This window comes from Pseudomonas sp. LARHCG127 (genome assembly GCF_052871455.1).
Genome location: NZ_JBIXJT010000011.1, coordinates 211,220 through 236,850 on the forward strand (window position 1 = coordinate 211,220; position 25,631 = coordinate 236,850).

27 protein-coding genes, 1 tRNA gene and 1 pseudogene are annotated in these 25,631 nt (G+C 59.4%); 9 read left to right on the forward strand and 20 right to left on the reverse strand.

Translation table 11 applies throughout. The features are described 5' to 3' along the window. Complete coding sequence (locus ACIPQ1_RS19770; RefSeq protein ID WP_411386744.1) at nucleotides 1–969, reverse strand: glycosyltransferase family 2 protein; 969 nt, start codon at nucleotides 967–969, stop codon at nucleotides 1–3. Between the two features lie 291 nt (nucleotides 970–1,260). Here ACIPQ1_RS19770 and ACIPQ1_RS19775 point away from each other — a divergent pair, with 291 nt between their 5' ends. The 3 genes from ACIPQ1_RS19775 (at nucleotide 1,261) to ACIPQ1_RS19785 (ending at nucleotide 2,933) form a co-directional block, all read left to right on the forward strand. Then, on the forward strand, nucleotides 1,261–1,452 hold the full coding sequence (locus tag ACIPQ1_RS19775) for a YegP family protein (RefSeq protein WP_014337049.1): 192 nt from the start codon (nucleotides 1,261–1,263) through the stop codon (nucleotides 1,450–1,452). A gap of 205 nt (nucleotides 1,453–1,657) precedes the next feature. Beyond that, nucleotides 1,658–2,464 (forward strand): AraC family transcriptional regulator, encoded by an 807-nt coding sequence (locus ACIPQ1_RS19780; protein WP_446534658.1) that lies wholly within the window; start codon nucleotides 1,658–1,660, stop codon nucleotides 2,462–2,464. A gap of 100 nt (nucleotides 2,465–2,564) precedes the next feature. After that, nucleotides 2,565–2,933, forward strand: a complete 369-nt coding sequence (locus tag ACIPQ1_RS19785; RefSeq protein ID WP_186704558.1) for a cupin domain-containing protein — start codon at nucleotides 2,565–2,567, stop codon at nucleotides 2,931–2,933. A gap of 11 nt (nucleotides 2,934–2,944) precedes the next feature. On the opposite strand, the gene ACIPQ1_RS19790 is transcribed toward ACIPQ1_RS19785, so the two are convergent. The 3 genes and pseudogenes from ACIPQ1_RS19790 to ACIPQ1_RS19800 all read right to left on the reverse strand — a co-directional run. Then, entirely contained in the window at nucleotides 2,945–3,691 is a 747-nt protein-coding gene (locus ACIPQ1_RS19790; protein ID WP_446534659.1) for a phytanoyl-CoA dioxygenase family protein, read from the reverse strand. A 12-nt stretch (nucleotides 3,692–3,703) separates the two neighbouring features. Continuing rightward, nucleotides 3,704–4,492: a methyl-accepting chemotaxis protein gene (locus ACIPQ1_RS19795; RefSeq protein WP_434576595.1), complete on the reverse strand. Its 789-nt coding sequence runs from the start codon at nucleotides 4,490–4,492 to the stop codon at nucleotides 3,704–3,706. A gap of 69 nt (nucleotides 4,493–4,561) precedes the next feature. After that, nucleotides 4,562–5,383, reverse strand: a pseudogene (locus ACIPQ1_RS19800) (MCP four helix bundle domain-containing protein); the annotation flags it as partial. A 296-nt stretch (nucleotides 5,384–5,679) separates the two neighbouring features. Between ACIPQ1_RS19800 and ACIPQ1_RS19805 the strand changes: the two are divergent. After that, nucleotides 5,680–5,946 (forward strand): short-chain dehydrogenase, encoded by a 267-nt coding sequence (locus ACIPQ1_RS19805; protein ID WP_250962754.1) that lies wholly within the window; start codon nucleotides 5,680–5,682, stop codon nucleotides 5,944–5,946. 585 nt (nucleotides 5,947–6,531) lie between these two features. On the opposite strand, the gene ACIPQ1_RS19810 is transcribed toward ACIPQ1_RS19805, so the two are convergent. From ACIPQ1_RS19810 to dapA, 8 genes are all read right to left on the reverse strand, one after another. After that, on the reverse strand, nucleotides 6,532–6,720 hold the full coding sequence (locus ACIPQ1_RS19810; protein WP_446534660.1) for a hypothetical protein: 189 nt from the start codon (nucleotides 6,718–6,720) through the stop codon (nucleotides 6,532–6,534). Nucleotides 6,721–7,323: 603 nt separating this feature from the next. Beyond that, the gene (locus tag ACIPQ1_RS19815; protein WP_446534671.1) at nucleotides 7,324–8,118 is read right to left on the reverse strand and encodes a retron system putative HNH endonuclease; all 795 of its coding nucleotides are present in this window, start codon (nucleotides 8,116–8,118) and stop codon (nucleotides 7,324–7,326) included. Nucleotides 8,119–8,123: 5 nt separating this feature from the next. Next, a complete protein-coding gene (locus tag ACIPQ1_RS19820; RefSeq protein WP_446534661.1) occupies nucleotides 8,124–9,491 on the reverse strand; it encodes an AAA family ATPase in 1,368 nt (455 codons plus the stop codon). A gap of 273 nt (nucleotides 9,492–9,764) precedes the next feature. After that, nucleotides 9,765–9,854, reverse strand: a tRNA-Ser gene (locus ACIPQ1_RS19825). 83 nt (nucleotides 9,855–9,937) lie between these two features. Next, nucleotides 9,938–10,651 carry a phosphoribosylaminoimidazolesuccinocarboxamide synthase gene (gene purC, locus ACIPQ1_RS19830; RefSeq protein ID WP_030141208.1) on the reverse strand — a complete coding sequence of 238 codons (714 nt, stop codon included), beginning with the start codon at nucleotides 10,649–10,651 and terminating at the stop codon, nucleotides 9,938–9,940. Between the two features lie 27 nt (nucleotides 10,652–10,678). Beyond that, nucleotides 10,679–11,437, reverse strand: a complete 759-nt coding sequence (locus ACIPQ1_RS19835; RefSeq protein WP_446534662.1) for an MBL fold metallo-hydrolase — start codon at nucleotides 11,435–11,437, stop codon at nucleotides 10,679–10,681. Between the two features lie 4 nt (nucleotides 11,438–11,441). After that, nucleotides 11,442–12,557, reverse strand: a complete 1,116-nt coding sequence (bamC, locus tag ACIPQ1_RS19840) for an outer membrane protein assembly factor BamC (RefSeq protein WP_446534663.1) — start codon at nucleotides 12,555–12,557, stop codon at nucleotides 11,442–11,444. A 17-nt stretch (nucleotides 12,558–12,574) separates the two neighbouring features. Then, on the reverse strand, nucleotides 12,575–13,453 hold the full coding sequence (gene dapA / locus ACIPQ1_RS19845) for a 4-hydroxy-tetrahydrodipicolinate synthase (protein WP_186704552.1): 879 nt from the start codon (nucleotides 13,451–13,453) through the stop codon (nucleotides 12,575–12,577). 313 nt (nucleotides 13,454–13,766) lie between these two features. Here dapA and ACIPQ1_RS19850 point away from each other — a divergent pair, with 313 nt between their 5' ends. Continuing rightward, entirely contained in the window at nucleotides 13,767–14,327 is a 561-nt protein-coding gene (locus ACIPQ1_RS19850; protein WP_003184325.1) for a glycine cleavage system protein R, read from the forward strand. Between the two features lie 10 nt (nucleotides 14,328–14,337). Then, a complete protein-coding gene (locus tag ACIPQ1_RS19855) occupies nucleotides 14,338–14,811 on the forward strand; it encodes a peroxiredoxin (protein ID WP_250962747.1) in 474 nt (157 codons plus the stop codon). A gap of 129 nt (nucleotides 14,812–14,940) precedes the next feature. On the opposite strand, the gene ACIPQ1_RS19860 is transcribed toward ACIPQ1_RS19855, so the two are convergent. After that, a complete protein-coding gene (locus tag ACIPQ1_RS19860; protein WP_186704550.1) occupies nucleotides 14,941–16,011 on the reverse strand; it encodes an AI-2E family transporter in 1,071 nt (356 codons plus the stop codon). Between the two features lie 30 nt (nucleotides 16,012–16,041). Then, nucleotides 16,042–16,281, reverse strand: coding sequence for a sulfurtransferase TusA family protein (locus ACIPQ1_RS19865; protein ID WP_053120054.1), 240 nt, complete (start codon nucleotides 16,279–16,281; stop codon nucleotides 16,042–16,044). 98 nt (nucleotides 16,282–16,379) lie between these two features. On the opposite strand from ACIPQ1_RS19865, the gene ACIPQ1_RS19870 reads away from it, so the two are divergent. Beyond that, nucleotides 16,380–17,813 carry a M48 family metalloprotease gene (locus ACIPQ1_RS19870; RefSeq protein WP_446534664.1) on the forward strand — a complete coding sequence of 478 codons (1,434 nt, stop codon included), beginning with the start codon at nucleotides 16,380–16,382 and terminating at the stop codon, nucleotides 17,811–17,813. 62 nt (nucleotides 17,814–17,875) lie between these two features. Here the strand turns inward: ACIPQ1_RS19870 and ACIPQ1_RS19875 are convergent, their stop codons facing one another. The 4 genes from ACIPQ1_RS19875 to rpoE form a co-directional block, all read right to left on the reverse strand. Further along, on the reverse strand, nucleotides 17,876–19,306 hold the full coding sequence (locus ACIPQ1_RS19875; RefSeq protein ID WP_411386737.1) for a DegQ family serine endoprotease: 1,431 nt from the start codon (nucleotides 19,304–19,306) through the stop codon (nucleotides 17,876–17,878). Between the two features lie 234 nt (nucleotides 19,307–19,540). After that, nucleotides 19,541–20,488: a MucB/RseB C-terminal domain-containing protein gene (locus tag ACIPQ1_RS19880; RefSeq protein ID WP_250962743.1), complete on the reverse strand. Its 948-nt coding sequence runs from the start codon at nucleotides 20,486–20,488 to the stop codon at nucleotides 19,541–19,543. A 12-nt stretch (nucleotides 20,489–20,500) separates the two neighbouring features. Further along, nucleotides 20,501–21,088, reverse strand: coding sequence for a sigma-E factor negative regulatory protein (locus ACIPQ1_RS19885; protein WP_053120046.1), 588 nt, complete (start codon nucleotides 21,086–21,088; stop codon nucleotides 20,501–20,503). Nucleotides 21,089–21,119: 31 nt separating this feature from the next. Further along, complete coding sequence (gene rpoE / locus ACIPQ1_RS19890) at nucleotides 21,120–21,701, reverse strand: RNA polymerase sigma factor RpoE (protein WP_003172477.1); 582 nt, start codon at nucleotides 21,699–21,701, stop codon at nucleotides 21,120–21,122. Nucleotides 21,702–22,260: 559 nt separating this feature from the next. Here rpoE and nadB point away from each other — a divergent pair. Then, nucleotides 22,261–23,877, forward strand: a complete 1,617-nt coding sequence (nadB, locus tag ACIPQ1_RS19895; RefSeq protein ID WP_411386735.1) for an L-aspartate oxidase — start codon at nucleotides 22,261–22,263, stop codon at nucleotides 23,875–23,877. Here nadB and ACIPQ1_RS19900 read toward each other — a convergent pair. Beyond that, complete coding sequence (locus ACIPQ1_RS19900) at nucleotides 23,846–24,298, reverse strand: protein YgfX (protein ID WP_250962741.1); 453 nt, start codon at nucleotides 24,296–24,298, stop codon at nucleotides 23,846–23,848. The two genes, nadB and ACIPQ1_RS19900, sit on opposite strands and share 32 nt — an antisense overlap. Then, nucleotides 24,282–24,536, reverse strand: a complete 255-nt coding sequence (locus tag ACIPQ1_RS19905; RefSeq protein ID WP_003184348.1) for an FAD assembly factor SdhE — start codon at nucleotides 24,534–24,536, stop codon at nucleotides 24,282–24,284. Before ACIPQ1_RS19905 ends, ACIPQ1_RS19900 begins: the two co-directional genes overlap by 17 nt. Before the next feature lie 149 nt (nucleotides 24,537–24,685). Here ACIPQ1_RS19905 and ygfZ point away from each other — a divergent pair, with 149 nt between their 5' ends. Further along, a complete protein-coding gene (ygfZ, locus tag ACIPQ1_RS19910; protein WP_250962740.1) occupies nucleotides 24,686–25,627 on the forward strand; it encodes a CAF17-like 4Fe-4S cluster assembly/insertion protein YgfZ in 942 nt (313 codons plus the stop codon). The last annotated feature ends 4 nt before the right edge of the window (nucleotides 25,628–25,631 follow it).

Sequence of the window (25,631 nt, forward strand, 5' to 3'; positions counted from 1 at the left end):
TCAGTCCTTGGCGTCATAGATGCGCCGCACCAGGAAAACCGGTCGACGCTTGGATTCGATATAGGTGCGGCCCAGGTATTCACCCAACACGCCGATGCCGATCAGTTGCAACCCGCCCAAGAAGGTGACCGCGACCATCAGCGAGGCATAACCCGGCAGGTCGACCCCGGAAATCAAGGTCCGCAACACGATGAAAATGGCGAACGCAAAGGACACCAGCGAGACGCAAAGCCCCAGGTACGTCCAGATACGCAGCGGTTCGGTGCTGAAGCTGGTGATGCCTTCGAGGGCAAAATTCCACAAGCGCCAGCCATTGAACTTGCTTTCTCCGGCGCTGCGCTCAGGCCTGACGTAGTCCACGTAGGTAGTCCGGAACCCCACCCAGGCAAACAACCCTTTCATGAAGCGACGCGATTCCGGCAGGGTTAGCAAGGCATCGACCACGCAGCGATCCATCAAGCGAAAATCGCCGACATTTTCCGGCAGCTTGTGGTCGGCGATCTTGTTATGCAGTCGGTAGAAGCCGTTGGCGGATACCTGTTTGGCCCAGGAATCGGAGTCGCGATTGATCCGATGGCCCAGCACCACTTCGGCGCCGTTGCGCCAATGGGCGATCATTTCCAGGATGACTTCGGGAGGATCCTGCAGATCGACATCGATCGGCACCACCGCCTGGCCACGGGCGGCTTGCAGGCCGGCACTCAAGGCCGCCTCCTTGCCGAAATTGCGACTCAGGTCGACGATCCGGATGCGCGGGTCGGCCTTCTGCCTGTCCAGCAGCAGCACCAACGTATCGTCCGCGCTGCCGTCGTTGACGAACACCAGCTCCAGGCTCACCAGTGATTCATCGGCAAAGACCTGGTCGATCCGGGCCATGAACAAATCGATGGACTGGGCTTCGTTGTAGACCGGGATGACAAGCGAAAGCGTTAGACGACCTTGTAGATCCACTCCTGGATATTCAGTCACTTGATGGCTCTTTTTCTTATAGTGTTTTCAGTCCCTTCGGGCTTCCGGCCCTAGGCATCGAAACGTATTAAGCAGGACCAGGCAGGGCAACGCAAGGATCCAGCCCGAACTTCCAGCCGACCCTATGTTCGCAACATGACTTTCTTCATGGAAATGGTCGAATGCCCGATCCGGCAATATTCGATAACCAATGGAAACGATTTTCCCGTAGCCAAAACCACCCACTTGGCTAGGCTTGCAGCCACATGTCCAACGCATGTCTTGAGTGAATCAATCGCAGGGAGCGAACCGATGTACTTTGAAATCTATCGACAGACCCGAGGCACCCCGAGCACCGGAAAAGGCCAATGGCGCTGGCGCTTGAGGGCCGGCAACCACGAAACGATCGCCAGTGGCGAATCCTATGTGAACAAGAGTGACTGCCTTCATGTGATCGGGTTGATCAAGAATGTCCAGGGTGAGACGCCGGTAAAAGAGATCTGAACTGTGGCGAGGGAGCTTGCTCCCGCTGGGCTGCGAAGCGGCCCCAAGATTTTGCGGTTGCTGCGCAACCGAGCGGGAGCAAGCGCCCGCGCCACAGGGTGAATCCTCTCAAGTGAACGGGCGTTGCAACCTGAGCCGTTTTTTTCTGTGACGAAAGTTTCCAGGCAGGTAGGGTATACGGACAAAAAGCAGGAGGCCCGGCGCAATGACTCGATCCATCCACAACCGCGACTGGCTGGTGCGAGCACCCGAATCGAGGAAAATGGAACGCATCGAGGCTTATTTCAGTGGCCATGGCTACAGCACCCATCGCCATGACACCTACGCCATCGGCATCACGCTTTCGGGTGTGCAGAGCTTCAACTATCGCCACAGCAAACGCCACAGCCAGCCCGGCGGCACCATCGTCCTGCACCCGGACGAGGTACACGATGGCGAAGCCGGGACGCGCGAGGGCTTTCGCTACCGGATGTTCTACATAGAACCGTCGATGATCCAGCATGTACTGGGAGGCAAGCCATTGCCTTTCATCGAAGGTGGATTGTCCAACGACGCTCGCCTCAACATCGCGACCCGCAGATTGTTGAACAGCCTGGATCACCCCCTCGACCCGCTGGAGGAAGAGGACGCCATCTACGACGTGGCCCAGGCGCTCGACCTTGCGGCGGGCAATCGGCGTGGACGGCGATTGATCGACTACCCGGCAGCAGAACGTGCCCGCCTGTTCATTCACGATGCCCTCGACCAGGTGATCACCCTGGACGACCTGGTGCAAGCAAGCGGCAGGGATCGATGGAGCCTGTCCCGGGATTTCCGGGCGCTGTACGGCACCAGCCCCTATCGCTACATCACCCAGCGGCGCTTGCATGAAGCCCGGCGCCTGGCATTCCACGGCACGCCATTGAGCGAAGTGGCCCTGGCCTGTGGTTTTTTCGATCAGAGCCACATGACCCGGCTGCATACACAGGCCTTTGGCATTTCACCGGCACGCTGGCTGAACATGCTGCGCTAAGGCATCGACTGCGCGCGGCAAAAAGCTGCACGATCATCCAATACGCACGTTGGCTCGAACAATAAAGTAGGACGCACCACCCACCCAGGAGCATGCCTCGATGACCCGCTATTGCCCCATCAACTTCGCCCAGAAATACACCCTGTTCCAGGAACAGTGGACGCCAAAAGTCGTGGCCGAAATGAACGACTACCAATTCAAGCTCGCCCGGCTCGAAGGTGACTTCGTCTGGCACACCCACGCCGACACCGATGAAACCTTCATCGTGCTGGAAGGCGAGCTGCGTATCGACTTTCGCGATGGCGCGGTGACCCTGGGCCCAGGCGAGATGTACGTGGTCAAAAAAGGTGTGGAGCACAAGCCCAGCGCCGCGCAGGAAGTGAAACTGCTGCTGATCGAGCCTCGCGGCGTCATCAATACCGGCGAAGAAACCAATGAGCGAACGGCGGTCAATGATGTATGGATCTGACTGAGCCAGCCTCAATCGTATTCAGCTTCCTGGTGATCACCCAGTAACCGCCGCTGGCGAGGTGTCGCCGCGGCCAGCACCTCAGGGTTGAACTGCCAGTGCAGATAGGGTGAAAACTTCTGTGCGACCATCCGCCGGCCATAATGCACTTGGAGCATGTAGCGGGTGCGGTCGGCGGTGCGGTTGTCGCTGCCGGCGTGCCACAGTTCGCTGCGCAATATCAAGACATCGCCCGCCCGGCACAACACGGGCTGCGCGGAGCGCCCCTGCCATTGCGCTTCACCCGCTACCGGCGCTCGACCAGCCTTGTGGCTGCCAGGAATCACCTGGGTCGGGCTCAAGTCGGCGTCGATGTCATCCAGGTAAAACTGCGCGGTGAACACCTGCATTGGCAGCTCGAAGGCCGGGTCGGCCAACAGCGTGGGCGGCAATTTCATCGCCAGGTAATCCAGGTGCAACGGCGCCCCTTTGAAACCCGGATGGCAGCGCCAGGCCGTCTGGCCGATAACATGACAGTCATCGCCCAGGGCCGCCTCGGCCAATTCGATCACGCCGGCCACCTCCAGGAACGGCAGCCAGAACGGGTTGCGATTGAACACACATTTGTAATGATCGATGACGCCGCTGTAGTCCCAGTGCTGAGGCTTCAACTGGTCGATGGCATGGCGCAGGTCGGCAATCTGCTCGGCATCCAGTACGGCTGGCATCAGGACGAAACCGTCCTGATGCAACGCTCGCAGGCTATCGCCGATGGTCACAGCGCGCCTGCCTCAGGTGCGGAAGCGGCCGACCAGCCCAGCCAGGTTTTGCGACAGAGAGGAAAGCTGTCGGCTGGCATGCATGCTCTGGGCGGAATTGGCAGCCGCTTCGTTGGACAAGTCGCGGATATCGGAGATGTTGCGGGCAATCTCCTCGGTGACGCTGCTCTGCTCCTCGCAAGCACTGGCAATCTGCGCGGCCATGTCGTTGATCCGCTGGATCGAACCGCCGGTACCGCTAAGCACCTGGTCGACACCCGCTGCACGTTCGACACTGTCCCGGGCCTTGCTGCTGCCCACATGCATGGCTTGCACAGCCTTGGCGACACCGCTTTGCAAGCGCTCGATACGAACCTGAATGTCTTTGGTCGAGTCCTGGGTGCGGGCCGCAAGCGCCCTCACTTCATCGGCCACCACGGCAAAACCACGGCCCTGCTCACCGGCCCGCGCCGCTTCGATGGCAGCGTTCAGCGCCAACAGGTTGGTTTGTTCGGCGATGCCACGGATCACTTCGAGCACGGCGCCGATACTGGACGTTTCCTGGGCCAATGCCTCGATCGTACCCGAAGCGGTCTCCACTTCCTGGGCCAACTGGCGGATCGACTCGATGGTACTGCTGACCACCTGAGCGCCGTCACGAGACTGGCTGCTCGCCTCCTGCGCGGCGCCCGAGGCGCTCGCCGCGTTATGCGCCACTTCATGCACCGCAGCGCTCATCTGGGTGGCGGCGGTACTGACCTGATCGAGCGCCGCGTGCTCACTGCTGATCAACCGGTCATTCGTCGAGGCCATGTCGGCCATGGCCCGCGCGGCGGAGTCGACCTCCCCTGTCACCCGCCCGACTTCAGCGATCAACGGTTGCAACTTGTCGAGAAAACGGTTGAAGGCACTGCCGAGCTGCCCCAATTCATCGGCTGAGCGTACTTCGAGACGCCCTTTCAGATCGCCACCGCCCTCGGCGATCTGCTCGATGCGGTGCAACAAGCGACGCATAGGGCTCAACACCACCAGCGGCAGAACCAGGAGCACCAAGATGCAACCGAGCAGGCCAATGAACAGAATCACGCCCTGTTGCACGCCGACTGCCTCGCCGTTTTCAATCGCAGCGTCGCCTTCGCGATGGGACGCCGCATCTTCCAACTCACCCAGCTTGTCGATGGAATCACGCATGGTTTCAAACAGGCGCTCACTGTCACCAAAACTCAGCGCACTGGCGCCCTGCGGATCGCCTACCGACAGTTCGAGGACCCGCCGCGAAACCTGCATCCATTTACCGAAGCTGTCGTTGAACTGACTGACCAACGCCTGCGCCTCGGCACCGGGCTGCATCGCGGCATATTTCTGCACACGGTCGTAAGCCTGCTTCGCATTTTCGCCATGGCTGGCGCTCAGCGCTTTCAGATGCTCATTGGCATGACCATCCAACAAGCTGCGCTCGGCCACGAATGCCTGGTAGAGGTCGCGGTCGGCATTGAGCAACAGGCTGATGGCCGGCAGATAACGTTTGGTCAATTGCGTGCTGGATTCGGTCACCTGACTGATTCCGCGCATCCCCGCGCCCCCCATCAGGACCAGCAACACAGCCAGGAACGCTATCGGGAGAGTGATTTTCCAGCGAAAGCCCAAGTCGGCGAAGAACCGCAGCATGGTGTCACTCCTTACACGGGGGAATACCTGCCTATCGGCAGCCATGTCTTGAGCTATAGCCCATTAGTCTGATTGTCACAAAGGTTTTGGTGTGAAGGGTTGTGGTTATTCAGGATGCGGAAGGGAGTTGAGCTGGATAAAAAGATACGGTTGGACGCAGTATCGCCGGGGAATTTTCTGACATTTTCCGCTCACATAATTCAGGGAAGCTTCCTACGCATCGTCTGATTGATGATCTCTACAAAAAGGCCCTATAGTCCAAGCGTCGTTCGTAAGAGCGGCTTGGGTTTGGCGACTCGACTACAAATGGTAAGAAGGCCTTCAATCAAACGGAGTTTGAAATGAACAGATACATGGCTCTTACTAGTAATGCCGACGATCAACCCCTTTTCGTCGATACCTCCGCACCGTTGCACATCCTGCTCGATACGGCGGGCTATAGAATTCGCGCGGTTACCCAGCTTCTAGAGAACCTCGCGATGCGAGGGAATATTCCGAGTGACTCAGTAGTGCTTCAGGACTTTGCACAACTGTGCTGCATCTCCTTGAGGGATGGTTGCGACGTGCTTGATGTCATCGCCCGACGCTTGGATGCAGAGCCGGCCTAGTTCAAAGGGCTCTCACGGGTAACACCGATCAGAAAGTGGATGCCACGAGGAAACACACAAACCGTGGCGAGGGAGCTTGCTCCCGCTGGGTCGCGAAGCGGCCCTATTTTGGTGCTGCTACGCAGCCCAGCGGGAGCACGCTCCCTCGCCACAGGGTGATGACCCGGCTTTATATCGCTTAGCTGACTGGCATTACTTTCACGGTGCCCATCTCGTCGAAACGAGCATGGTTCGATAACACGAAACCTCCGCTTTGCCCGGACTCGATTAGTCACACAAGCTGATCAGCATGAATACACACACCTCGGAGACTCCGATGGCTACCACAAAAAAGTCGACAAATCGCACAAAAGAATCGCTTCAGACCAGCCTGAATAAAACTGAAGTCGCTCCCCTCGCATTGCGTCAGCTAACTGACCGTTACTTACCAAAGTATGAGCTGGATGGAGGCCCTTTGACCGAAGATCAGATAGCCGCAATTCGCACCTCTAGCCTCGCTACGGCTTTTCCGGAGGAACGTGTAACTAGAAAGCTCAATTAACCTATGACAGCGCCTTTTCGCCCACTACCGACGTTAAGTCACCCTTAGTCTTCTTGGCGCTCACGACGACGATTGGCGTCTGCCTGATTTCGAATAATTTGAATTCGCCGCAACAGGCCACGAGAGACAGGCTGGACACTCTCAGGATTGTGCTTGATATCCTTATTGAGCAGGTCGACAGACTCTATGCTTGCCTGAACCTTCGCGTCTCTTTCGGAATTATTCTTAGACATGACCTCTCTCCAACACAGAACTCTCTTGCAATATTACGCATCATGACGATATTGCACCGCTCTTGCACAGTTTCTTCTACACGAAACGGGGCAAAACGGGGGGAACAGACCACGATTTGAGTTCACTTGTAATCGCCCCGATTCATAATCGTGGTCTGCCCCCGTTTTACTTTCGTACTTTCGTACTTTTGAAAGTAGGCGTGGGTACCAGCCGTTAAAATTTCCGAACTTTTTGAAGAAGCACAGAACCGGAAAAATTATCGCAAACTTTTATAACTAAAAAGTGTGCGGTGAGCTTCCGGCTATCTTTGACAGAGATGAAAAGCTCAATCTGAGTGATATGTATCACGGGTGATCGCCATCGGATCGGTGCTTGCGTCGAGGATCGTGTAAAAGCCCCCTCCCAATTACCACGAAGCTGAGCGCGTTACCGACCTGCAGCGTCGAATTGACCATGCCAGCGTTCATGCCCGCATACGCCGGGACAGCATGGCTGGTGACCATCCGCATCAACGTCGGCAACGCCACCCTTGGCGGAAACCTTCCGAGCCGTACTGCCATGCAGTTAGACAATGAAGTGCTTTTGTCGCTCGGATATTACCATTACCCGCGATACCGGTTGTTTTGTAGATATTGTTCCGCTGCTGCCCCCAAGCAGAAACGGATAGTAGTGAAGAAGCCCGGCCACCGTTGACGTAAAAAACGGTGAGCCAACTCATCCATACCTTGCTGGGGTGTTTTCGCAGCATCGCGCAGCTGCTTTTTGTTACGCTCGATATGCCAAAGTATGCGCTTCCGAGCTTCACACAAACGATCGCAATTTAGATTCAGCATGCTGATCGTGTGCTCTACCAGCGCCTGGGTAGTGGGATGCTTATTCCCCTCCACGCTGACTTCCGCGCAACATGCCTCATCCGCCAACAATTCTCCGGTACTTTTTTTTAAGAAAAAAAGCCTGGGGAAAGCGGGTAAAGCTAGCGGATTGATAATCCACCCCTCGCAGCGCTCCTCTAACCAACGGCTCTGGATCATTTTATCCTTATGCGCATCGCAGCTGAGATTCTCAGGTAAAGGCTCCTTCGCATATGGTACGGCGTGGTGTCGTTGCGATCCTCCCATGCAGACAGCGATCATGTTGTTCCAATCCAGCGCCCAGTTGTGAGGTGTCGCTCTGTCTGACTTGGGATGAAAATGCTCGACGCGGCAGTGCGTCGGATCATCATTATTTATCTTGATTTCACAGAAGGCGCAAATACCCCCTTGCCCTTCGATCAGCCGTGGGCGAATCACGTCATAGACCGCACGCCCGCGTGCATCCTGGCGCATCGCCTCCCAACTACACGTTGGATTGGCCTCACGATAGCTTTTTAATTCATCAGGCTCGGCTGTCCCTGCCACCCGCTTCAATCGCCCAACTCCCATTTACGGTTTTCAATTTGCAAATCGGCATCCAGCAAGGCAGGTTCCTGCCCTTGGTAGCGTCGATCCAATCGCTCGCGTAGCGTTTTTGCTCGCTCAATATTCCATTGATCTCCGTCAACTAGCGCTAAGTATTCCTTTAACTCTTGTGTGGCTAGGTTATCAGGCGGGCGCACCTCTTCCAGCCCTAGCACCTGTTTGAGCATTCGCTCCGGTTCCGCACCCTCCGTTCCAGGTGGAGCTGAATAAACTTTATTACCCCGAAGGATGCGAATGCACTCGGAAGGTACGGTCGTTAGGACCTGTGGGCTGTGAGTGGTCACGATGAACTGAAGCTTAGGAAATGCATCTCTAAGCTGCATGAGAATCGTCTGCTGCCATCGAGGATGAAGGTGCATATCCACCTCATCAATGAGCACAATTCCTGGCGTAGATTTCGCAGCGTGTGGTCCTAGATGGCCATTGAGTTTGGTTGCCCGAAATCCGATATCTGCAACCATGCCAATCATATTACGAATACCATCACTCAAGAGTTCAACAGGAAGTTCACCGAACTCTTCATGGTGGGCGACCAGAGCATCACGTGAGAACGAGTACTCGATATTTTTCCAGCCGACGGGTTCGAGGCACGCGTTAACGGCCGCACCGACTGATTTGATATACCCATCAAACTCACTTACACCAGCCGTTTCCCTCGACTCCAGAGCCTTGATGCGTAGCTCTTTGGCATTGAAGTTCCAGTACCGAAACCACTCCACGAACGCTTTGTATTTGGAGGCCGGGTCCAGGCAGTCGGTATACCCCACAGTACGAGATGTCCGCACAATTTTCTCGGACCACGACTGCTTCTTTTGATTTTTCTGTTGCCATAAACGGCCAGTGCCATAGTAGGCGAGCAGAGGCAAGACCACGTCGCTACCAGGCGTACGAACAGCTTCCTGCATACGCTTGCCGTAATCTCTCAACTCCTTGGCGTCTTTGACCGAGGTCTTGGTTTTCGTCGGACCTGTGAGGCTTCGGCGCCAGGCCGACGGTAAATTATCAAGTTGCTCCTCGATGCTGCCAGGGATTATCCCCTTCGCTTCAAGTCTGACGCCCTTGGAGGCGTACTCCATCTCATGGGTAAGCGTGGCTCTCGCTCGAAACTGGCGAATATCACTAGGTTCAAAGTGCTTGCCCACGGCCTCATCGAAGGCACCAACGTAAGGCCCAAACGCTATCGCGATAGCGTCGAGAATCGATGTTTTGCCTGCACCGTTGGCCGCGACCAAAACGGTAAGGTCCGGCTGAAAATCGATTTCGAGCGCATCAAAACAGCGGTAATCGCGCAAAGATAGATGACTGAGTTTCACGGATTCTCCTGCGGAGTGGGGCGTTATGCACGTGCGCTGACCGAGTTTACTCGGTTGGAGTTTGGGATGGGGATGCCTTACGTTTTTTAATACAAACGAAGCAGGACCTTGATCTTGTAACGGGATCAAGCCTCCAATTACAAATTGGCCGGCACAGTTCCCTGAGCAGCTATGGGGCTTCCGTTATGCCCAAAAACACTCTAAACCAAACGTCAGAAACGAAAAAGCCCCTGAAATGTTCAACCATTTCAGGGGCTTAGTCATACACAATAATGGCGGAGAGATAGGGATTTGAACCCTAGGTACTGTCGCCAGTACAACGGATTTCGAATCCGTCCCGTTCGGCCACTCCGGCATCTCTCCAGTGGCGCGCATCATACCAGCACATTCGCCGGAAGCGAACCCCCGAGCGAAATTTTTTCCGTGCTATCAGATGCTTGCGTCGATTACAGCGGCACACCCAGGCGCTGGGCGACTTCTTCGTAGGCTTCGATGACGTCACCGAGGCCTTGGCGGAAGCGGTCCTTGTCCATTTTCTTCTTGGTGTCCTTGTCCCAGAGGCGGCAGCCGTCCGGGCTGAACTCGTCGCCCAGGACGATGGAGCCGTCGCTGAACACACCGAATTCAAGCTTGAAGTCCACCAGCAGCAGGCCGGCGTCGTCGAACAGCTTGGTCAGCACGTCGTTGACCTTGAGGGACAATTCCTTCATGCGCGCCAGTTGCTCGGCGGTGCCCCAACCGAATGCCACGACGTGGGATTCGTTGATGAACGGGTCGCCCTTGGCGTCGTCCTTCAGGAACAGCTCGAAGGTGTAAGGGTTGAGCTTCATGCCCTCTTCCACGCCCAGGCGCTTGACCAGGCTGCCGGCGGCGTAGTTACGCACGACGCATTCGACCGGGATCATGTCCAGCTTCTTGACCAGGCATTCGTTGTCGCCCAGCAGCTTGTCGAACTGGGTCGGCACGCCGGCGGCTTCGAGCTTTTGCATGATGAAGGCGTTGAACTTGTTGTTCACCATGCCCTTGCGGTCCAGCTGTTCGATGCGCTTGCCGTCGAACGCCGAGGTGTCGTTACGAAACAGCAGGATCAAGCGGTCAGCGTCGTCGGTCTTGTAAACCGACTTGGCTTTGCCGCGGTAGAGTTCTTCACGTTTTTCCATGATGGGCTCCGCTTGCTAAGTAGTGGGCTAGGCGATATGTCGCCAGTCGAGCCCTGAATCTTGATCGGCCAGTTGCAGCCAGTCCGGGTCGCACCCGAGGGTGTCGACAAAACATTGCCGGGCCAGCTGCGGCAGGTTGTTCTTGCTGCTCAGATGGGCCAGGACCAGGTGTTGCAGGCCTTGCCAGCCCAACTCGGCCACCAGGAACGCGGCCTGGTGGTTGTTCAAATGTCCGTGCTCCCCGCCGACCCGCTGCTTGAGAAAGTACGGGTAGTAACCACGGGCCAGCATGTCACGGCAGTGGTTGGACTCGATCATCAACGCATCGAGGTCCCGGTAACTGTCCATCACCCTGTCGCAATACGACCCCAGGTCGGTCAGCAACCCGAAGCGCCGCTCGCCGTCGCTGAATACATACTGCGTTGGCTCCCGGGCATCATGGGCCACACTGACCACGCTGATGTCCAGGCCACCGATACGCAGTTGCTCGCCACCGACCACGAAACCGGCTGGCTCGATGGGCTTGCGCAGGCCTTCCAGCGTGCCACGGCTCAGGTACACCGGCAGATTGTAGCGCCGAGACAGCAAACCCACGCCATGCACGTGGTCGGCATGTTCGTGGGTCACGAGTATCGCGCTCAGTTGCGCCGGGTGCACACCCAGGCGCAACAGGCGCTTCTCGGTTTCCCGCAGGGAGAAACCACAATCGACCAGCACGTACGTGCCGGCGCTGGCGATCAGCGTGCCGTTGCCCTGGCTACCGCTGCCGAGAACGGCAAAACGCATCGGATCAGCCCAGGTTGTCCTGAATCACGCTCAACACCTTGCGGGCCACATCGGCCGGCGCCACGGTATTGATGTTTTTCTCGACGGTGACCTGGACGTTGTCGCCGACCTTGCTCAGGCGAACCTGATAACGCTCGGCGCGGGCTTCGACTTCTTCCTTGTCCGGCTTGCTGCCGAACAGGCCACTGAAGAAGCCAGGCTTCTCGTCTTTCCTCTCGGCCTTTTCAGCCAGGTTGATGTAGTACAGGCCCAGGCTGCGGTTGATGTCTTCAACGCGCCACTCGCCCTGCTCCAGCGCACGGCCAACACTCGACCAGGCACGGTCCAGGTCGGAGCCGACGTTGAGCACCGGGTTGCCGCTGCCGTCTTCGTTCAGGCTGACGCGGCTCGGCGTATCGTAGTCCCGGGTCGCCAGCATCGACACCGAACCGCCCTGCTCTGCGGTACGGCTCATGCTCGCAAGCATGTCGTCCACCAACGCAGCGTCGAGACCGGTATTGACCGAACGGTTGGTGAAGGCCACGTCGGCGGTGCTGCCGGCAGGACGCTCGGCGCTGACCACGTAGATTTCACTGGTGTTGCGCTGCACGCCCGGCTCGATGCGCACCCGCACGCGGGTTTCGCTGTCGGCCGCGACACCGGCGGCGCCCAGGCGCTTGGCCATGGCGGCGGACAGTTCATCGGAACGCTGCCAGGTGGTGGTGAACTCGCCGGTTTGCGGGCGCTGTTCGTCCAGGCGGAAACCGTTGTCCTGGAAGAACTGGATCGCCACGGGCCAGACTTCGGCCGGCGGGTGCTGGCCCATGACCCAGCTGGAATCGCCACTCTTCTGCAGGGTGTAGTCGCTGGCATCGGCCACGGCCGACAGCGGCTGTGGACGCGGAACGATGTATTCGCCCTTCACGCTGTCGTCCGCGACGTTGCGCGGGATCGGCAGCAACGGATCCAGGCGCTTTGCGACGCTGACGTCTTGCGGCAGTTGCATCGGTGCAGTCTGTTGCGCTTGCAGGTAATCACTACCACGGTCGCGGAAGTAACCCTCCGGCCCCCAGATCCATCCGCAGCCGCTGGTGCTGGAGATAATCAAGGCAAGTGCGGAAAGTCCGGCCATTCGCTTCATGCGTTGTACTTCCTCAATTAAACCAGGACGCCGGACTGGCGCAGGGCCTGCCGCAGCGGTTCGTGACAGGGGGTGCTCAACCAGGTCAGTGGCAGGCGGATGCCATCGTGCATCAAGCCCATTTCGACCAAGGCCCACTTCACCGGAATCGGGTTGGCCTCGATGAACAGGTCCTTGTGCAACGGCATCAGTTTTTCGTTGATGGCCCGTGCGGTCTCGGCGTCGCCCTTGAGCGCGGCCTCGCACAGGTCGGCCATTTCGCGCGGCGCGACGTTGGCAGTGACGGAGATGTTGCCCTTGCCACCCAGCAGGATCAGCTCGACCGCGGTCGGATCATCACCGGACAGCACGATGAAGTCCTTGCCCACGCCATCGAGGATGGCCTTGGCGCGCTTCATGTCGCCGGTGGCTTCCTTGATGCCGATGATGTTCGGCACAGTGGACAGGCGGATCACGGTCTCGGCCTGCATGTCGCAGGAGGTGCGGCCGGGAACGTTGTAGAGGATCTGCGGGATGTCGACGGCTTCGGCAATGTGCTTGAAGTGCTGGTACAAGCCTTCCTGGGTCGGCTTGTTGTAGTACGGGACGACCAGCAGGCAGGCGTCGGCACCGGCTTCCTTGGCGTTGCGGGTCAGCTCGACGGCTTCGCGGGTCGAGTTGGCGCCCGTGCCGGCGATGACCGGAATGCGCCCGGCAACTTGCTTGACCACGGCTTTGATCACGGCGATGTGTTCTTCTACATCAAGCGTTGCCGACTCGCCGGTGGTACCGACGGCGACAATGGCATGGGTGCCGTTCTCAAGGTGGAAGTCCACGAGTTTGCTGAGGCTGTCCCAGTCAAGACGCCCGTCTGCATCCATGGGTGTGACCAGAGCCACCATACTGCCCGCAATCATGAAACCGCTCCTGCCGGAAAAAGAGAGCGTAATGGTACTGGCGCCAAGATGCTTGTACAAGCGAACTACCATTCCCCTTGGCGTTGGTTTTCGCTACCCTTCAGGCTTTGATCGGTACCGACAAGCTCATACGCCGGTTTCCAGCCTCCGTTTTCGACGCCACAAGCCCCGATCCCGGGTTTGTCCTGGTGCATTCCTGCTGTCACGGAATGCAGCACAACCCGGGCACCAGGCTTGAGCCGTTTGTTTTCCGGGGCCGGGCGCCGTGTCGAGCGGCAAAGGTACCGACCGCTCATCGCTTTAGGAATGCTGCATGTCCACCCCCACAGTCCGCGAACAATTCCTTGTTATCAGTGCCCTCGGCGCCAACCCCATGGAGCTGACTAACGTCCTGTGCCGCGCCAGCCATGAAAATCGCTGCGCCGTCGTGACCTCACGCCTGACCCGTCATGGCGAATGCAGTGCACTCGTGCTCGAGATCTCCGGCAGCTGGGACGCCCTGGCGCGCCTGGAAGGCAGCCTGCCGGTGCTGGCCAAGAAGCATGCCTTTACCGTCAACGTGGTGCGCAGCGCCGCCCTGGAGAACCGTCCCCAGGCCCTGCCCTACGTGGCCTACGTGAGCTCGGCCTACCGTCCGGACATCATCAACGAGCTGTGCCAGTTCTTCATGGACCATCACGTCGAGCTGGAAAACCTGACCTGCGACACCTACCAGGCTCCGCAGACCGGCGGCACCATGCTCAACGCCACGTTCACCGTGACCCTGCCGGCCGGCACCCAGATCAGTTGGCTGCGCGATCAGTTCCTGGACTTCGCCGATGCGATGAACCTGGATGCCCTGATCGAGCCGTGGCGCCCACAAAACCCAATGTAAGGAAGCGTTCATGGCCGTTGCCGTCGACCAGCCGGTTACCGATTTCCAAGCGCCCGCCACCAGCGGGCAGACGATCAGCCTCGCCGCCCTCAAGGGCAAGCAGGTGGTGATCTATTTCTACCCCAAGGACAGCACCCCTGGCTGCACCACCGAAGGCCAGGGTTTTCGCGATCAATATGCGCAGTTCCAAGCCGCCAACACTGAAGTGTTCGGCGTTTCCCGGGACAGCCTCAAGTCTCACGAGAACTTCAAGTGCAAACAGGAGTTCCCGTTCGAGCTGATCAGCGACAAGGACGAGGCCATCTGCCAATTGTTCGACGTGATCAAGTTGAAAAAGCTCTATGGCAAGGAGTACCTGGGCGTTGATCGCAGCACCTTTCTGATCGACAAGGAGGGTGTGCTGCGCCAGGAATGGCGTGGCGTGAAAGTGCCGGGGCATGTGGATGCGGTGTTGGTGGCGGCCCAGGCCCTGAACAAGGCCTGAAATTTTCGCCGCCTGTACTGGCGCCATCGCGAGCAGGCTCGCTCCCACAGGGATTTGATTAACACCACCAATCCAATGTGGGAGCGAGCTTGCTCGCGATGAGGCCATCAGCATCACCCCCATTACAAGCTACAACAACGGCGCCACCACCGGCTCCTTGCTCGGCCACGCATCCAGCACCGCCTTGAACAGCGTCGCCAGGGGAATCGCAAAGAACACCCCCCAGAACCCCCACAGCCCGCCAAACAGCAGCACCGCGCAGATGATCGCCACCGGGTGCAGGTTCACCGCCTCGGAGAACAGCAGCGGGACCAGCACGTTGCCGTCCAGGGTCTGGATGATCCCGTAGACCGCCATCAGGTAGATGAACTGATCGCTCCAGCCCCATTGGAACAGGGCAATCAAGGCCACCGGCACGGTCACCACCACCGTGCCGACGTAAGGCACCACCACCGAAATGCCCACCAGCAGCGCCAACAGGGCAGCATAGTTGAGCCCCATGGTCACGAAGCCGATGTAGGTCACGCCGCCGCAGATGAAGATCTCGATGACTTTTCCGCGAATGTAATTGGCGATCTGCCGGTTCATCTCCTGAGCCACGCGGGTAATCAGCGCCCGCTCGCGCGGTAGGTAGCCGCGAACCCAACGCCCGATCATTTCCCGGTCCTTGAGGAAGAAAAACACCAGGATCGGCACCAGTACCAGGTAGATCATGATGTTGACCAGCAGCGGCAGGCTGGACAGTGAAAACGTCAGCGCCCATTGGCCGAACTTGCCAATCTCGCCGCGCACCACTTCGATGGTCTGCAACACTTGCTCATCGGACACCAGGTGCGGATAACGCTCGGGCAGCAGCAACAGCAAGGATTGCCATTTGGCGAGCATGCCTGGCAACTCATTGAACAGGGTCACCAACTGGTGCCAGAGCAACGGCACGATCACCACGAGAAACACCACCAGCACACCCATGAACAGGGCGAACACCAGCCCCACTGCCGCGGTGCCGGGCAGCCGCAGACGCTCCAGCGTCGTGACCAGCCCCTGCATCAGGTACGCCAGCACCATCCCCGCCAGCACCGGCGCCAGCATGCCGCCCAACGTGAGCACGGCGGTAAAGGCCAGGAACAACAGCACTGCCAGGACCACCGCCTCTTCATCGGAGAAGTAGCGCTGAATCCAGTCGCGTAACACTTTGAACATTAAAAATCCTTAAGGACGCTGTCGGTGCTTTCAGGCTTTTTTCAGCCAATAACGGTAGACGCCGTTTTCGTCTTCTTCACGCAGCAGCGTATGACCGGCCAATCGGGCGAAGGTGCGAAAGTCACGTTGCGAGCCCGCATCCGTGGCGATCACCTTGAGCACACTGCCGCTGGCCAGGCGATTGAGTTCCAGCTTGGCCTTGAGCAACGGCAACGGACAGTTCAGGCCACTGGCGTCCAGTTCGGCATCGTGGGCTACAGCATCAGTCATGGGTTCGCTCCGCGGCAGGTCGTTGAGCGGCCTAGAATATCTGGTCCCGGGCCCGGTGTCCGGCTACAGTAGGGTCTTTGTCAACTAAGGCCTCGTGCATGACATTTCTGCGCCCCACCCTGCTGACGATCGCTTGCCTGCTTGCCTCACCGGGCTTCGCCGACGACTTGCCGTCACTTGGCGATGCCAGTTCTGCCATCGTCTCGCCAGAACAGGAGCACCAATTGGGTCGCGCCTGGCTGGCCCTGCTGCGCAGCCAGGTTTCACAGCTCAACGATCCACAGCTCAAGGACTACGTCGAAACCAGCGTCTACAAGTTAGTGGAGACCAGCCAGGTCAACGACCGGCGCCTGGAATTCATCCTGATCAACAGTCCGCAGCTCAACGCCTTCGCCGCACCGGGCGGGATCGTCGGGGTCAACGGCGGCCTGTTCCTCAACGCCCAGACCGAAGGCGAATACGCCTCGGTCATGGCCCACGAACTGGCCCACTTGTCACAGCGCCACTTCGCCCGTGGCGTCGAAGCCCAGCAACGCATGCAGGTGCCGATGATGGCCGCACTGCTGGCCGGCATCGTGATTGCCGCTGCCGGTGGCGGTGACGCCGGGATCGCCGCCATCGCCGGGACCCAGGCCGCCGCCATCCAGGAACAACGGCGCTTCTCGCGCCAGAACGAACAGGAAGCCGACCGCATCGGCATCCAGAACCTGGAAAAGGCCGGCTACGACCCGCGGTCCATGCCCACCATGTTCGAGCGCCTGATGCGCCAGTATCGGTTCGACGCCAAGCCCCCGGAATTCCTGCTGACTCACCCGGTGACCGAATCGCGGATCGCCGACACCCGTAACCGCGCCGAACAGGCCAGGCCGGGCGGCATCGAGGACAGCGTGCGCTATCAATTGATTCGTGCACGGGTCCAACTGACCTATGAAGAAACCCCGGGCCTGGCCGCCAAGCGCTTCCGGGCACAGCTGGACGAGAACCCGAAGAACGACGTGGCACGCTATGGCCTGGCGATCGCGCAGATCAAGGGCGGTCAGTTGAACGAAGCTCGGGAGAACCTCAAGCCGCTGCTGGCCAAATCACCCAACGAGATCATCTACAACCTCGCCCTGGTGGACCTGGACATCACCAGCAACAAACTGGCCGACGCTCAGTCCCGCGTCGACCGGATGCTGAGCCAGTACCCAGGCAATTATCCGCTCAACCAGGTCCGCGTCGACCTGCTGCTCAAGCAGAACCGTCCCGCCGACGCCGAGAAGGCCCTGGAAACCCTGCTCAAGTCACGCCCGGACGATCCGGACGTCTGGTACATGGTGGCCGAGACCCGTGGGCTGTCCGGCAACATCATTGGCCTGCATCAGGCCCGTGCCGAGTACTTCGCCCTGGTGGGCGATTACCGTCAGGCCATCCAGCAACTGGACTTCGCCAAACGGCGCGCCGGCACCAACTTCCCCCTTTCGTCACGCATCGATGCGCGCCAGCGGGAACTCATGGAGCAGGAGCGCATGGTCAAGGACATGATGGGCTGAGCATTGGCCAGGCAATAAAAAACCGCCTCTCTCGAGGCGGTTTTTTATGAGCCGCTAACCCGTCATTCGGCCAGCTTGAAGGTGATGAAGCTCGCGCGCCCCTGGCGCAGGACCCGCATCGACACCGAACGATTCTTCGGCAATGCCTTGGCGATGTCGGTGAACTCCTTGGCCGAACCAATGGCCTGGTTGTTCAGGTGCGTGATGATGTCGCCCGGCTGGAGACCGATCAGCGCGGCAGGGCCGTCCTGCACTTCCTTGATCACCACACCGCCCTGCAGTTCCAGGGTGCGTTTCTGCTCTTCGGTCAGCTCGGCCACGGCCACGCCCAGGCGGTTGCTGCTGCGCTCGACGCCGGATTTTGGCAGCGAATCCAGTTCCTTGCCTTCTTCAGGAATGGCGCCGACGGTCAGTTCGACGTTCTTGCGCTTGCCTTCGCGAATCACTTCCAGATTAGCCTTGGCGCCGGCCTTGAGAGCGCCCACCAGGTGCGGCAGGTCCGCGGACATGACGATCGGCTGGCCGTTCATGCTCAGGATCACGTCACCCACTTGCAGGCCGCCCTTGGCAGCCGGGCCACCTTCCTGGATCTGCGCCACCAGCGCACCGGCAGGTTTATCCAGCCCGAACGACTCGGCCAGATCCTTGTTCACTTCCTGGATCACCACGCCCAACCAGCCACGGCTGACCTTGCCTTCGCTTTTCAGCTGGTTGGACACGTCCATGGCCACGTCGATCGGAATGGCGAAGGAAACGCCCATGAAGCCGCCCGAACGGGTATAGATCTGGGAGTTGATGCCGACCACTTCACCGTCGAGGTTGAACAGCGGGCCACCGGAGTTACCCGGGTTGATCGGCACGTCGGTCTGGATGAACGGCACGTAGTTTTCGTTCGGCAGGCTGCGACCGATGGCGCTGACGATGCCCTGGGTCACGGTGTGATCGAAGCCGAACGGCGAACCGATGGCCACCACCCATTGGCCGGCTTTCAGGTCCTGGGATTTGCCCAGCTTGAGCACCGGCAGGTCCTTGCCTTCGATTTTCAACAGCGCCACGTCGGAACGTGGGTCGGTGCCGATCAGCTTGGCCTTGAGTTCGCTGCGGTCGGCCAGGCGCACCAGGATTTCGTCGGCGTCGGCGATCACATGGTTGTTGGTCAGGATGTAGCCATCAGGCGAAATGATGAACCCCGAGCCCAGGGATTGCGCTTCGCGCTGGCGGCCACCGCCGGGCGAGCGCGGCTGTTGCGGCATGCCGCGCTCGAAGAACTCCCGCAGCATGGGCGGCAAGCCTTCCAGGTCCGGCATCTGCGGGTCCGATACACGGCGATCCGGCAGCTTCTGGGTGGTGCTGATGTTCACCACGGCGGGTGAAGCCTGCTCGACCAGTTGCGTGAAATCGGGCAATTCCACCGCCACGGCAGGAACGGCCTGGCCGAGCACAAGCACGGTGGCAAAAATGGAGAGATAGGTTTTCAAGCGTGGTATCGACATACGGCTCCCGTTACGACGAGCATGGTTAAGCGATATGGAGCAAGGAATACCAGGGAAAGATACGCCGGTATTTTTGTTCCGGGAACAGACAAGGCCAGAGCCGAGCGGCTCTGACCTATAGAAAAAAAGCTGAGTTTTTGCAAATGAAAATGCTGACAGGAAGTTTCGGCATTTCGATCAAGCCCTGGCGTCATCGGCCTCTCGCGCAATCGAATCACCCGTGCAGCCAGCAGGTTATTGGGTCGCCGTGACGTCAGAGCGCATGGACAGCGCGATCCGTTCCGCCGTACCGATAGGAATTTCACCGACCACCGTGACCATCATTTCGCCCTGGGGCGTCGTCAGCCTGCGAGACACGGCCGCCGTCGGGCCGAGCTGGGTACGGGTATCGGTGGCGTTGGCACCGTTCAATGGCTCCAGGAACACCGAGAAGCGCGCGAGCCCGTCGTCATACATCAGGCTGCTGACCTGGACCTGGGAGTCCGGGTCCTTGCGTGCGGCACTGCTGGTCAGCTCGAAGCCGGGCGGCAGCCAGTCCGAGTGCCAGGCGGTTTTCGCCGCGACGGCCTTGCCAGGATCCTGCGTGACAGCCTTGCAATCGGCGCTGGCCTGCAAATCAGCGTCTGCGGGCGCGGCGAGATTCATGCGGGTAAACTGGAAGCGCTCGAGCAACTGGCCCTTGTCATTGAGTAACAAGGATTTGAGCGGCAGGCCGGTTTCTCTGTCCAGGTGCAGCTCGAAGCCATAGCGATGCTGGTCCTTGGGCGTCAGCGCAACGATGACCGTTTGACGTCCGGCCACACGTGACTTGCCAATGACTGCAAGGTCATACCAATTCTTGAGTTTTTGCGGATCGAGCGCACGTGAAGTGCTGTCCGGTGTATTGCCCAGCCCCGGGATCAAGGAGCCGCTTACGCATTGAGTATGCCCATCAATGCGCACGACTTCCTGTGCCGAGCCGTCGAGCTGGAGTAACCGCTCGCGGACCTTGCCATCCTGGACGCGATGCCAGATGTTATGGGTAGAAAAACTACCGTTGCGCTCGTAAACGAAAGTGCCCTGGAAGCTCTGCTGTTGCTCGGCTTGACTCAGGCGGTTCAACCAGTCCTGAGCCTCATCGGCATGGGCTGGAATTGCACACCAGCCACCAAGCAGAAGCGTGAATAGAGGTATGGCGCGCAATGGCTTTCCTTATTAACGGTTTTCCAGGCTGGCGGCACGGGCGTAAGGCAGCGCGCTTTCGGTACCTTTCAGGGCAGCTTGCTGGGCATGCTGACGCAGGTAGTTGGGCAGGCGCTGATCATGCCAGCCAGGCTGGCCTTGCAGAACACCGTTGGCCATTGGGCCTGCGGTTTCCGAACCTTCGCTGTAACCGGCCAATACCGCTGGGCCCTTGACCTGAGGAGCGGCCAAGCCAGGCTGATTGGACTGCTGCGCCATCTGCACGCCGGCAATCTCATCCTGGTTGTACAGACGTACACCCGCCAGTACAGCGACGGTGACCGACGCGGCTACCGCCAGGCGACCCAGGCTGCGCCATGGTCCGCGAGAAGCTTTTGCCGGTACGGCTTCGTCAGCCAATGCAGCAGAAACGGCGGCAGCGATGTCCAGGCGAGGAAGCAACAAGTCCTTGTGCATCACAGCCCGGGCGATCTGGTAACGAGCCCAGGTCTCACGTGTTTCAACATCGTCGAAGGCATTCAATACCCGACGTAATTCAAGTTCGTCCGCTTCGTTGTCCATAACTGCGGACAGCGATTCCTGCAGGGCTTCACGACTCATGGCGTTCCTCTCTTGGCTGTCGCCGCTGTCTCTAGTTTTCCTGCAACAACGGTTGCAGGGCTTTATCAATGGCCTCCCGAGCGCGGAAAATCCGGGAGCGCACGGTGCCCACAGGACATTGCATGACGCTCGCAATGTCTTCGTAACTCAGACCGTCGAACTCACGTAAAGTTAAAGCCGTACGCAAATCTTCAGGCAGTTGCTGGATGGTTCGATGGACGGTGCCTTCGATCTCATCCCGCAGCAACGCACGTTCCGGTGATTCGAGATCCTTGAGGCCATGATCGCCATCGTAGAACTCGGCATCTTCAGAACTTACATCGCTATCCGGCGGCCGGCGGCCGCGTGAAACCAGATAGTTTTTCGCCGTGTTGATGGCGATGCGGTAAAGCCACGTATAAAACGCGCTGTCACCGCGAAAATTACCAAGTGCGCGGTAGGCCTTGATGAAGGCTTCCTGAGCGACATCCTGCGCTTCATGGGTGTCGTGCACGAAACGCACGATCAACCCGAGAATTTTGTGCTGGTATTTCAGCACTAGCAGATCGAAAGCTCGCTTGTCGCCGCGTTGGACGCGCTCGACCAGCTGCTGATCCTCTTCCTGGGTTAGCATGAACACTCCTCGATAAGCTCGAAGGAGGCTTGCATTACTAATTGACCGGGCTTGCAAACATAGACTCGGGCTTTTCGCAAAAGTTCTCCCCCTTCCAAGCAAGTTTCCGACGCGCTCTGATCTCGGCACGCACGAAAAACGCAGCAGGAGATTCCCCGGCTGCGCGAATAATCTGTCGCCGGGCCTGTTGGCAGGGATTCCAATCGAAATCCTGCATCAACCCGACGCTGCTCCCTTTTGCAGACAACCGTCTATTGAACGTAGGCGCCTGTCAAAAGTTCCCGCTATTTCCAGCGTCGCAAATAGAATAATGGACGACCATGACGTGATAAACAGCGTTCTGTCTTCGAAACAGACGCCTTTGTCGACTCAGAGCCAACCGGCTGATCCGACGAAGCGTGCCGCTTTTCTGTCACACTGGTTTCACATTGCCATGAATGCCCGGCTATTGTGCCGATCCCCCCCTCTATATACTAGTGGGCTGCGTGGCTGCCCGACCCGTTGAAGCGGTGTCTGGCGCCAACCCCGACCCGGGTCGCCTTGAGCGGAAACCATTCGAATGAGCCAACAGTTCCAACATGATGTTCTGGTAATCGGCAGCGGTGCCGCCGGATTGAGCCTGGCCCTGACCTTGCCTGCGCACTTGCGCATCGCAGTACTGAGCAAGGGCGACCTGGCCAACGGTTCGACCTTCTGGGCCCAGGGCGGCGTCGCCGCCGTGCTGGACGATACCGACACCATTGAATCCCACGTCGACGACACCCTCAACGCTGGCGGCGGCCTTTGTGATCCGCAAGCGGTGCGCTTCACGGTCGAGCACAGCCGGGAAGCCATCCAGTGGCTGATCGACCAGGGCGTGCCGTTTACCCGTGACGAACAATCGAGCACCGAAGACGGCGGTTTCGAGTTCCACCTGACTCGCGAAGGCGGCCACAGCCATCGGCGCATCATTCACGCAGCCGACGCCACGGGCGCGGCGATCTTCAAGACCCTGCTCGCCCAGGCGCGACAACGGCCGAACATCGAATTGCTGGAACAGCGCGTCGCGGTCGACCTGATCACCGAAAAACGCCTGGGCCTGGACGGTGATCGCTGCCTCGGCGCCTACGTGCTCAATCGCGGCACCGGTGAAGTCGACACCTACGGCGCGCGCTTCGTCATCCTGGCGTCCGGGGGTGCGGCGAAAGTCTACCTTTATACCAGCAACCCCGATGGCGCCTGCGGCGACGGCATCGCCATGGCCTGGCGCTCGGGTTGCCGGGTGGCGAACCTGGAGTTCAACCAGTTCCACCCCACTTGCCTCTACCACCCACAGGCCAAGAGTTTCCTGGTGACCGAGGCCTTGCGTGGCGAAGGGGCTCATTTGAAACTCCCCAACGGCGAACGCTTCATGCAACGCTTCGACCCGCGCGCCGAACTGGCACCACGGGACATCGTCGCCCGGGCCATCGACCATGAAATGAAGCGCCTGGGTATCGATTGCGTCTACCTGGACATCAGCCACAAGCCCGAAGCGTTCATCAAGAGCCACTTCCCGACGGTGTACGAGCGCTGCCTGGAATTCTCCATCGACATCACCAAGCAACCGATCCCGGTGGTGCCGGCAGCGCATTACACCTGCGGTGGCGTGATGGTCGACCAACGCGGCCGCACCGATGTGCCGGGCCTCTACGCCATTGGCGAAACCAGCTTCACCGGCCTGCACGGCGCCAACCGCATGGCCAGCAACTCGCTGCTGGAATGTTTCGTCTACGCCCGCTCGGCGGCAGCGGACATCCTCGAGCAATTGCCACAGATCGCCATTCCGGTCGCCCTGCCCTCGTGGGACGCCAGCCAGGTCACCGACTCGGACGAAGACGTGATTATCGCCCACAACTGGGACGAGCTGCGGCGCTTCATGTGGGACTACGTCGGCATCGTGCGCACCAACAAGCGCCTGCAACGGGCACAGCACCGGGTGCGCTTGCTGCTGGATGAGATCGACGAGTTCTACAGCAACTACAAAGTCAGCCGCGACCTGATCGAGTTGCGCAACCTGGCCCAGGTGGCCGAACTGATGATTCGCTCGGCCATGGAGCGCAAGGAAAGCCGGGGGCTGCATTACACCCTCGACTACCCGAACCTGCTGCCCGAGGCGCTGGACACTATCCTGGTGCCGCCCACCTACGCCGACTGAACCTGAGCTGCACTCGCAGGCGCCGATGGACATCCGGCGCCAGCGCGTCGCGGGGCACGCACAGCGAGCGAACCCGCCGCTCGCCCTGCAGGCGAAAGCGCAGCACGATGATCATCGGCAGCGCCAGGCTGTCGGGACGGAATTGCACAGCCCGCCAGCCGTCGGCCCGGCTCCAGAGCTGCCAACCGGCGGCATTACGCCGCAACCCGCAAAAGGCCCGGCGATGGGTCAGCCATAAATGTCGAGGAATGACCCAGGCGCCATGGGCCAGGCACACTACGACGCCAAGCGCCGCGCACCAGGACGGCACGGACAACAGGAACAACGAACCCAAAGCGAACACCTGGGCCAGCAGGTAAGCCGCCAGCAGTTGCCCGGAGGCCTGCCAGCGGCATTCGAAGCGATTACTTGGGCTGGACACGGTCCAGGATCATCCGGACCATGCGCTGCAACTCAGGGTCTTCGGATTCGCTGCGCTCCATGAACCAGCCGAACATGTCCTGATCCTCGCATTCGAGCAAGCGGACGTAGCACGCACGGTCCACTTCATTGAGATGGGGATAAACCTCTTTCACGAACGGCACCAGCAACACATCCAGCTCAAGCATGCCGCGGCGGCTGTGCCAGTAGAGGCGATTCAGTTCAACGTCTTCGACCATGGAGCGCTCCTCAAATAGAGCGCAAGTATACAGGCCCCACCGCAGCGGAACAGACAGCTTTGGTCGGGCGCCATCGATCCTTTGTGAACTACCCATTTCAAGGGCGTCCCCTTATGATGTCTACCAGACTTTTTACCCTGCGATGACCCATGGCTGATTTCGCTTTTTTCTGCACCCTGTCCCACGAAGGCGTCCTCGCGGTCCGCGGCGTGGATGCCAGCAAATTCCTGCAAGGCCAATTGACCTGCAACCTCGACTACCTGAGCGACAGCCGGGCCAGCCTCGGCGCCCGCTGCACCCAGAAAGGCCGGATGCAATCGAGTTTCCGCATCCTGCTCGAAGGCGACGGCGTGTTGATGGCCATGGCCACCGAACTGCTCGAACCGCAACTGGCGGATCTGAAAAAATATGCCGTGTTCTCCAAATCCAAGCTCACCGACGAAAGCGCCGCCTGGGTTCGCTTCGGCCTGGAAAACGCCGACACGACCCTGGCCGGCCTGGGCCTGGAACTGCCGAGCGACACCGACAGCGTGGCGCGCCATGAAGCCTTGATCGCCATCCGTGTTTCCCCCGGCCGCGCCGAATTGTGGGTCCCCGCCGACCAGGCCCAGGCACTGCGCACCCGCCTGGGCGCCGAACTGGCCGAGGCGGACCTGAACCCGTGGCTGCTGGGTCAGATTCGCGCCGGGATCGGCCAAGTCATGCCGGCCACCCGCGAATTGTTCATTCCACAGATGCTCAACCTTCAAGCCGTCGGCGGCGTCAGTTTCAAGAAAGGCTGCTACACCGGCCAGGAAATCGTCGCCCGCATGCAATACCTGGGCAAGCTCAAGCGCCGCCTGTATCGCCTGCGGCTGGACGCCAGCGAACTGCCGGAACCCGGCACGGCGCTGTTCTCCCCCACGCATGGCAGTTCCATCGGCGAAGTGGTGATTGCCGCCCGCGGCGAGGGAAACATTGAACTGCTGGCGGTTTTGCAGGCCGAAGCAGCAGAAGATGACAATGTGCACCTCGGTGCCTTGGAAGGCCCGCACCTTCAATTGTTGGACCTGCCTTACGAACTGGACCGCGACCGCGAAATCCAGCGCTGATCGC

Excerpts from the sequence above, each read along its gene's own strand:
- ACIPQ1_RS19795 (WP_434576595.1), bottom strand. The coding sequence starts at position 4,492 with ATGGCCGACATGGCCTCGACGAATGACCGGTTGATCAGCAGTGAGCAC.
- ygfZ (WP_250962740.1), top strand. The coding sequence starts at position 24,686 with ATGGCTGATTTCGCTTTTTTCTGCACCCTGTCCCACGAAGGCGTCCTC.
- ACIPQ1_RS19810 (WP_446534660.1), bottom strand. The coding sequence starts at position 6,720 with ATGTCTAAGAATAATTCCGAAAGAGACGCGAAGGTTCAGGCAAGCATA.
- ACIPQ1_RS19905 (WP_003184348.1), bottom strand. The coding sequence starts at position 24,536 with ATGGTCGAAGACGTTGAACTGAATCGCCTCTACTGGCACAGCCGCCGC.
- ACIPQ1_RS19860 (WP_186704550.1), bottom strand. The coding sequence starts at position 16,011 with ATGTTCAAAGTGTTACGCGACTGGATTCAGCGCTACTTCTCCGATGAA.
- ACIPQ1_RS19785 (WP_186704558.1), top strand. The coding sequence starts at position 2,565 with ATGACCCGCTATTGCCCCATCAACTTCGCCCAGAAATACACCCTGTTC.
- ACIPQ1_RS19855 (WP_250962747.1), top strand. The coding sequence starts at position 14,338 with ATGGCCGTTGCCGTCGACCAGCCGGTTACCGATTTCCAAGCGCCCGCC.
- ACIPQ1_RS19835 (WP_446534662.1), bottom strand. The coding sequence starts at position 11,437 with ATGCGTTTTGCCGTTCTCGGCAGCGGTAGCCAGGGCAACGGCACGCTG.
- ACIPQ1_RS19775 (WP_014337049.1), top strand. The coding sequence starts at position 1,261 with ATGTACTTTGAAATCTATCGACAGACCCGAGGCACCCCGAGCACCGGA.
- nadB (WP_411386735.1), top strand. The coding sequence starts at position 22,261 with ATGAGCCAACAGTTCCAACATGATGTTCTGGTAATCGGCAGCGGTGCC.
- dapA (WP_186704552.1), bottom strand. The coding sequence starts at position 13,453 with ATGATTGCGGGCAGTATGGTGGCTCTGGTCACACCCATGGATGCAGAC.
- ACIPQ1_RS19885 (WP_053120046.1), bottom strand. The coding sequence starts at position 21,088 with ATGAGTCGTGAAGCCCTGCAGGAATCGCTGTCCGCAGTTATGGACAAC.
- ACIPQ1_RS19875 (WP_411386737.1), bottom strand. The coding sequence starts at position 19,306 with ATGTCGATACCACGCTTGAAAACCTATCTCTCCATTTTTGCCACCGTG.
- bamC (WP_446534663.1), bottom strand. The coding sequence starts at position 12,557 with ATGAAGCGAATGGCCGGACTTTCCGCACTTGCCTTGATTATCTCCAGC.
- ACIPQ1_RS19805 (WP_250962754.1), top strand. The coding sequence starts at position 5,680 with ATGAACAGATACATGGCTCTTACTAGTAATGCCGACGATCAACCCCTT.
- purC (WP_030141208.1), bottom strand. The coding sequence starts at position 10,651 with ATGGAAAAACGTGAAGAACTCTACCGCGGCAAAGCCAAGTCGGTTTAC.
- ACIPQ1_RS19865 (WP_053120054.1), bottom strand. The coding sequence starts at position 16,281 with ATGACTGATGCTGTAGCCCACGATGCCGAACTGGACGCCAGTGGCCTG.
- ACIPQ1_RS19850 (WP_003184325.1), top strand. The coding sequence starts at position 13,767 with ATGTCCACCCCCACAGTCCGCGAACAATTCCTTGTTATCAGTGCCCTC.
- rpoE (WP_003172477.1), bottom strand. The coding sequence starts at position 21,701 with ATGCTAACCCAGGAAGAGGATCAGCAGCTGGTCGAGCGCGTCCAACGC.
- ACIPQ1_RS19870 (WP_446534664.1), top strand. The coding sequence starts at position 16,380 with ATGACATTTCTGCGCCCCACCCTGCTGACGATCGCTTGCCTGCTTGCC.
- ACIPQ1_RS19780 (WP_446534658.1), top strand. The coding sequence starts at position 1,658 with ATGACTCGATCCATCCACAACCGCGACTGGCTGGTGCGAGCACCCGAA.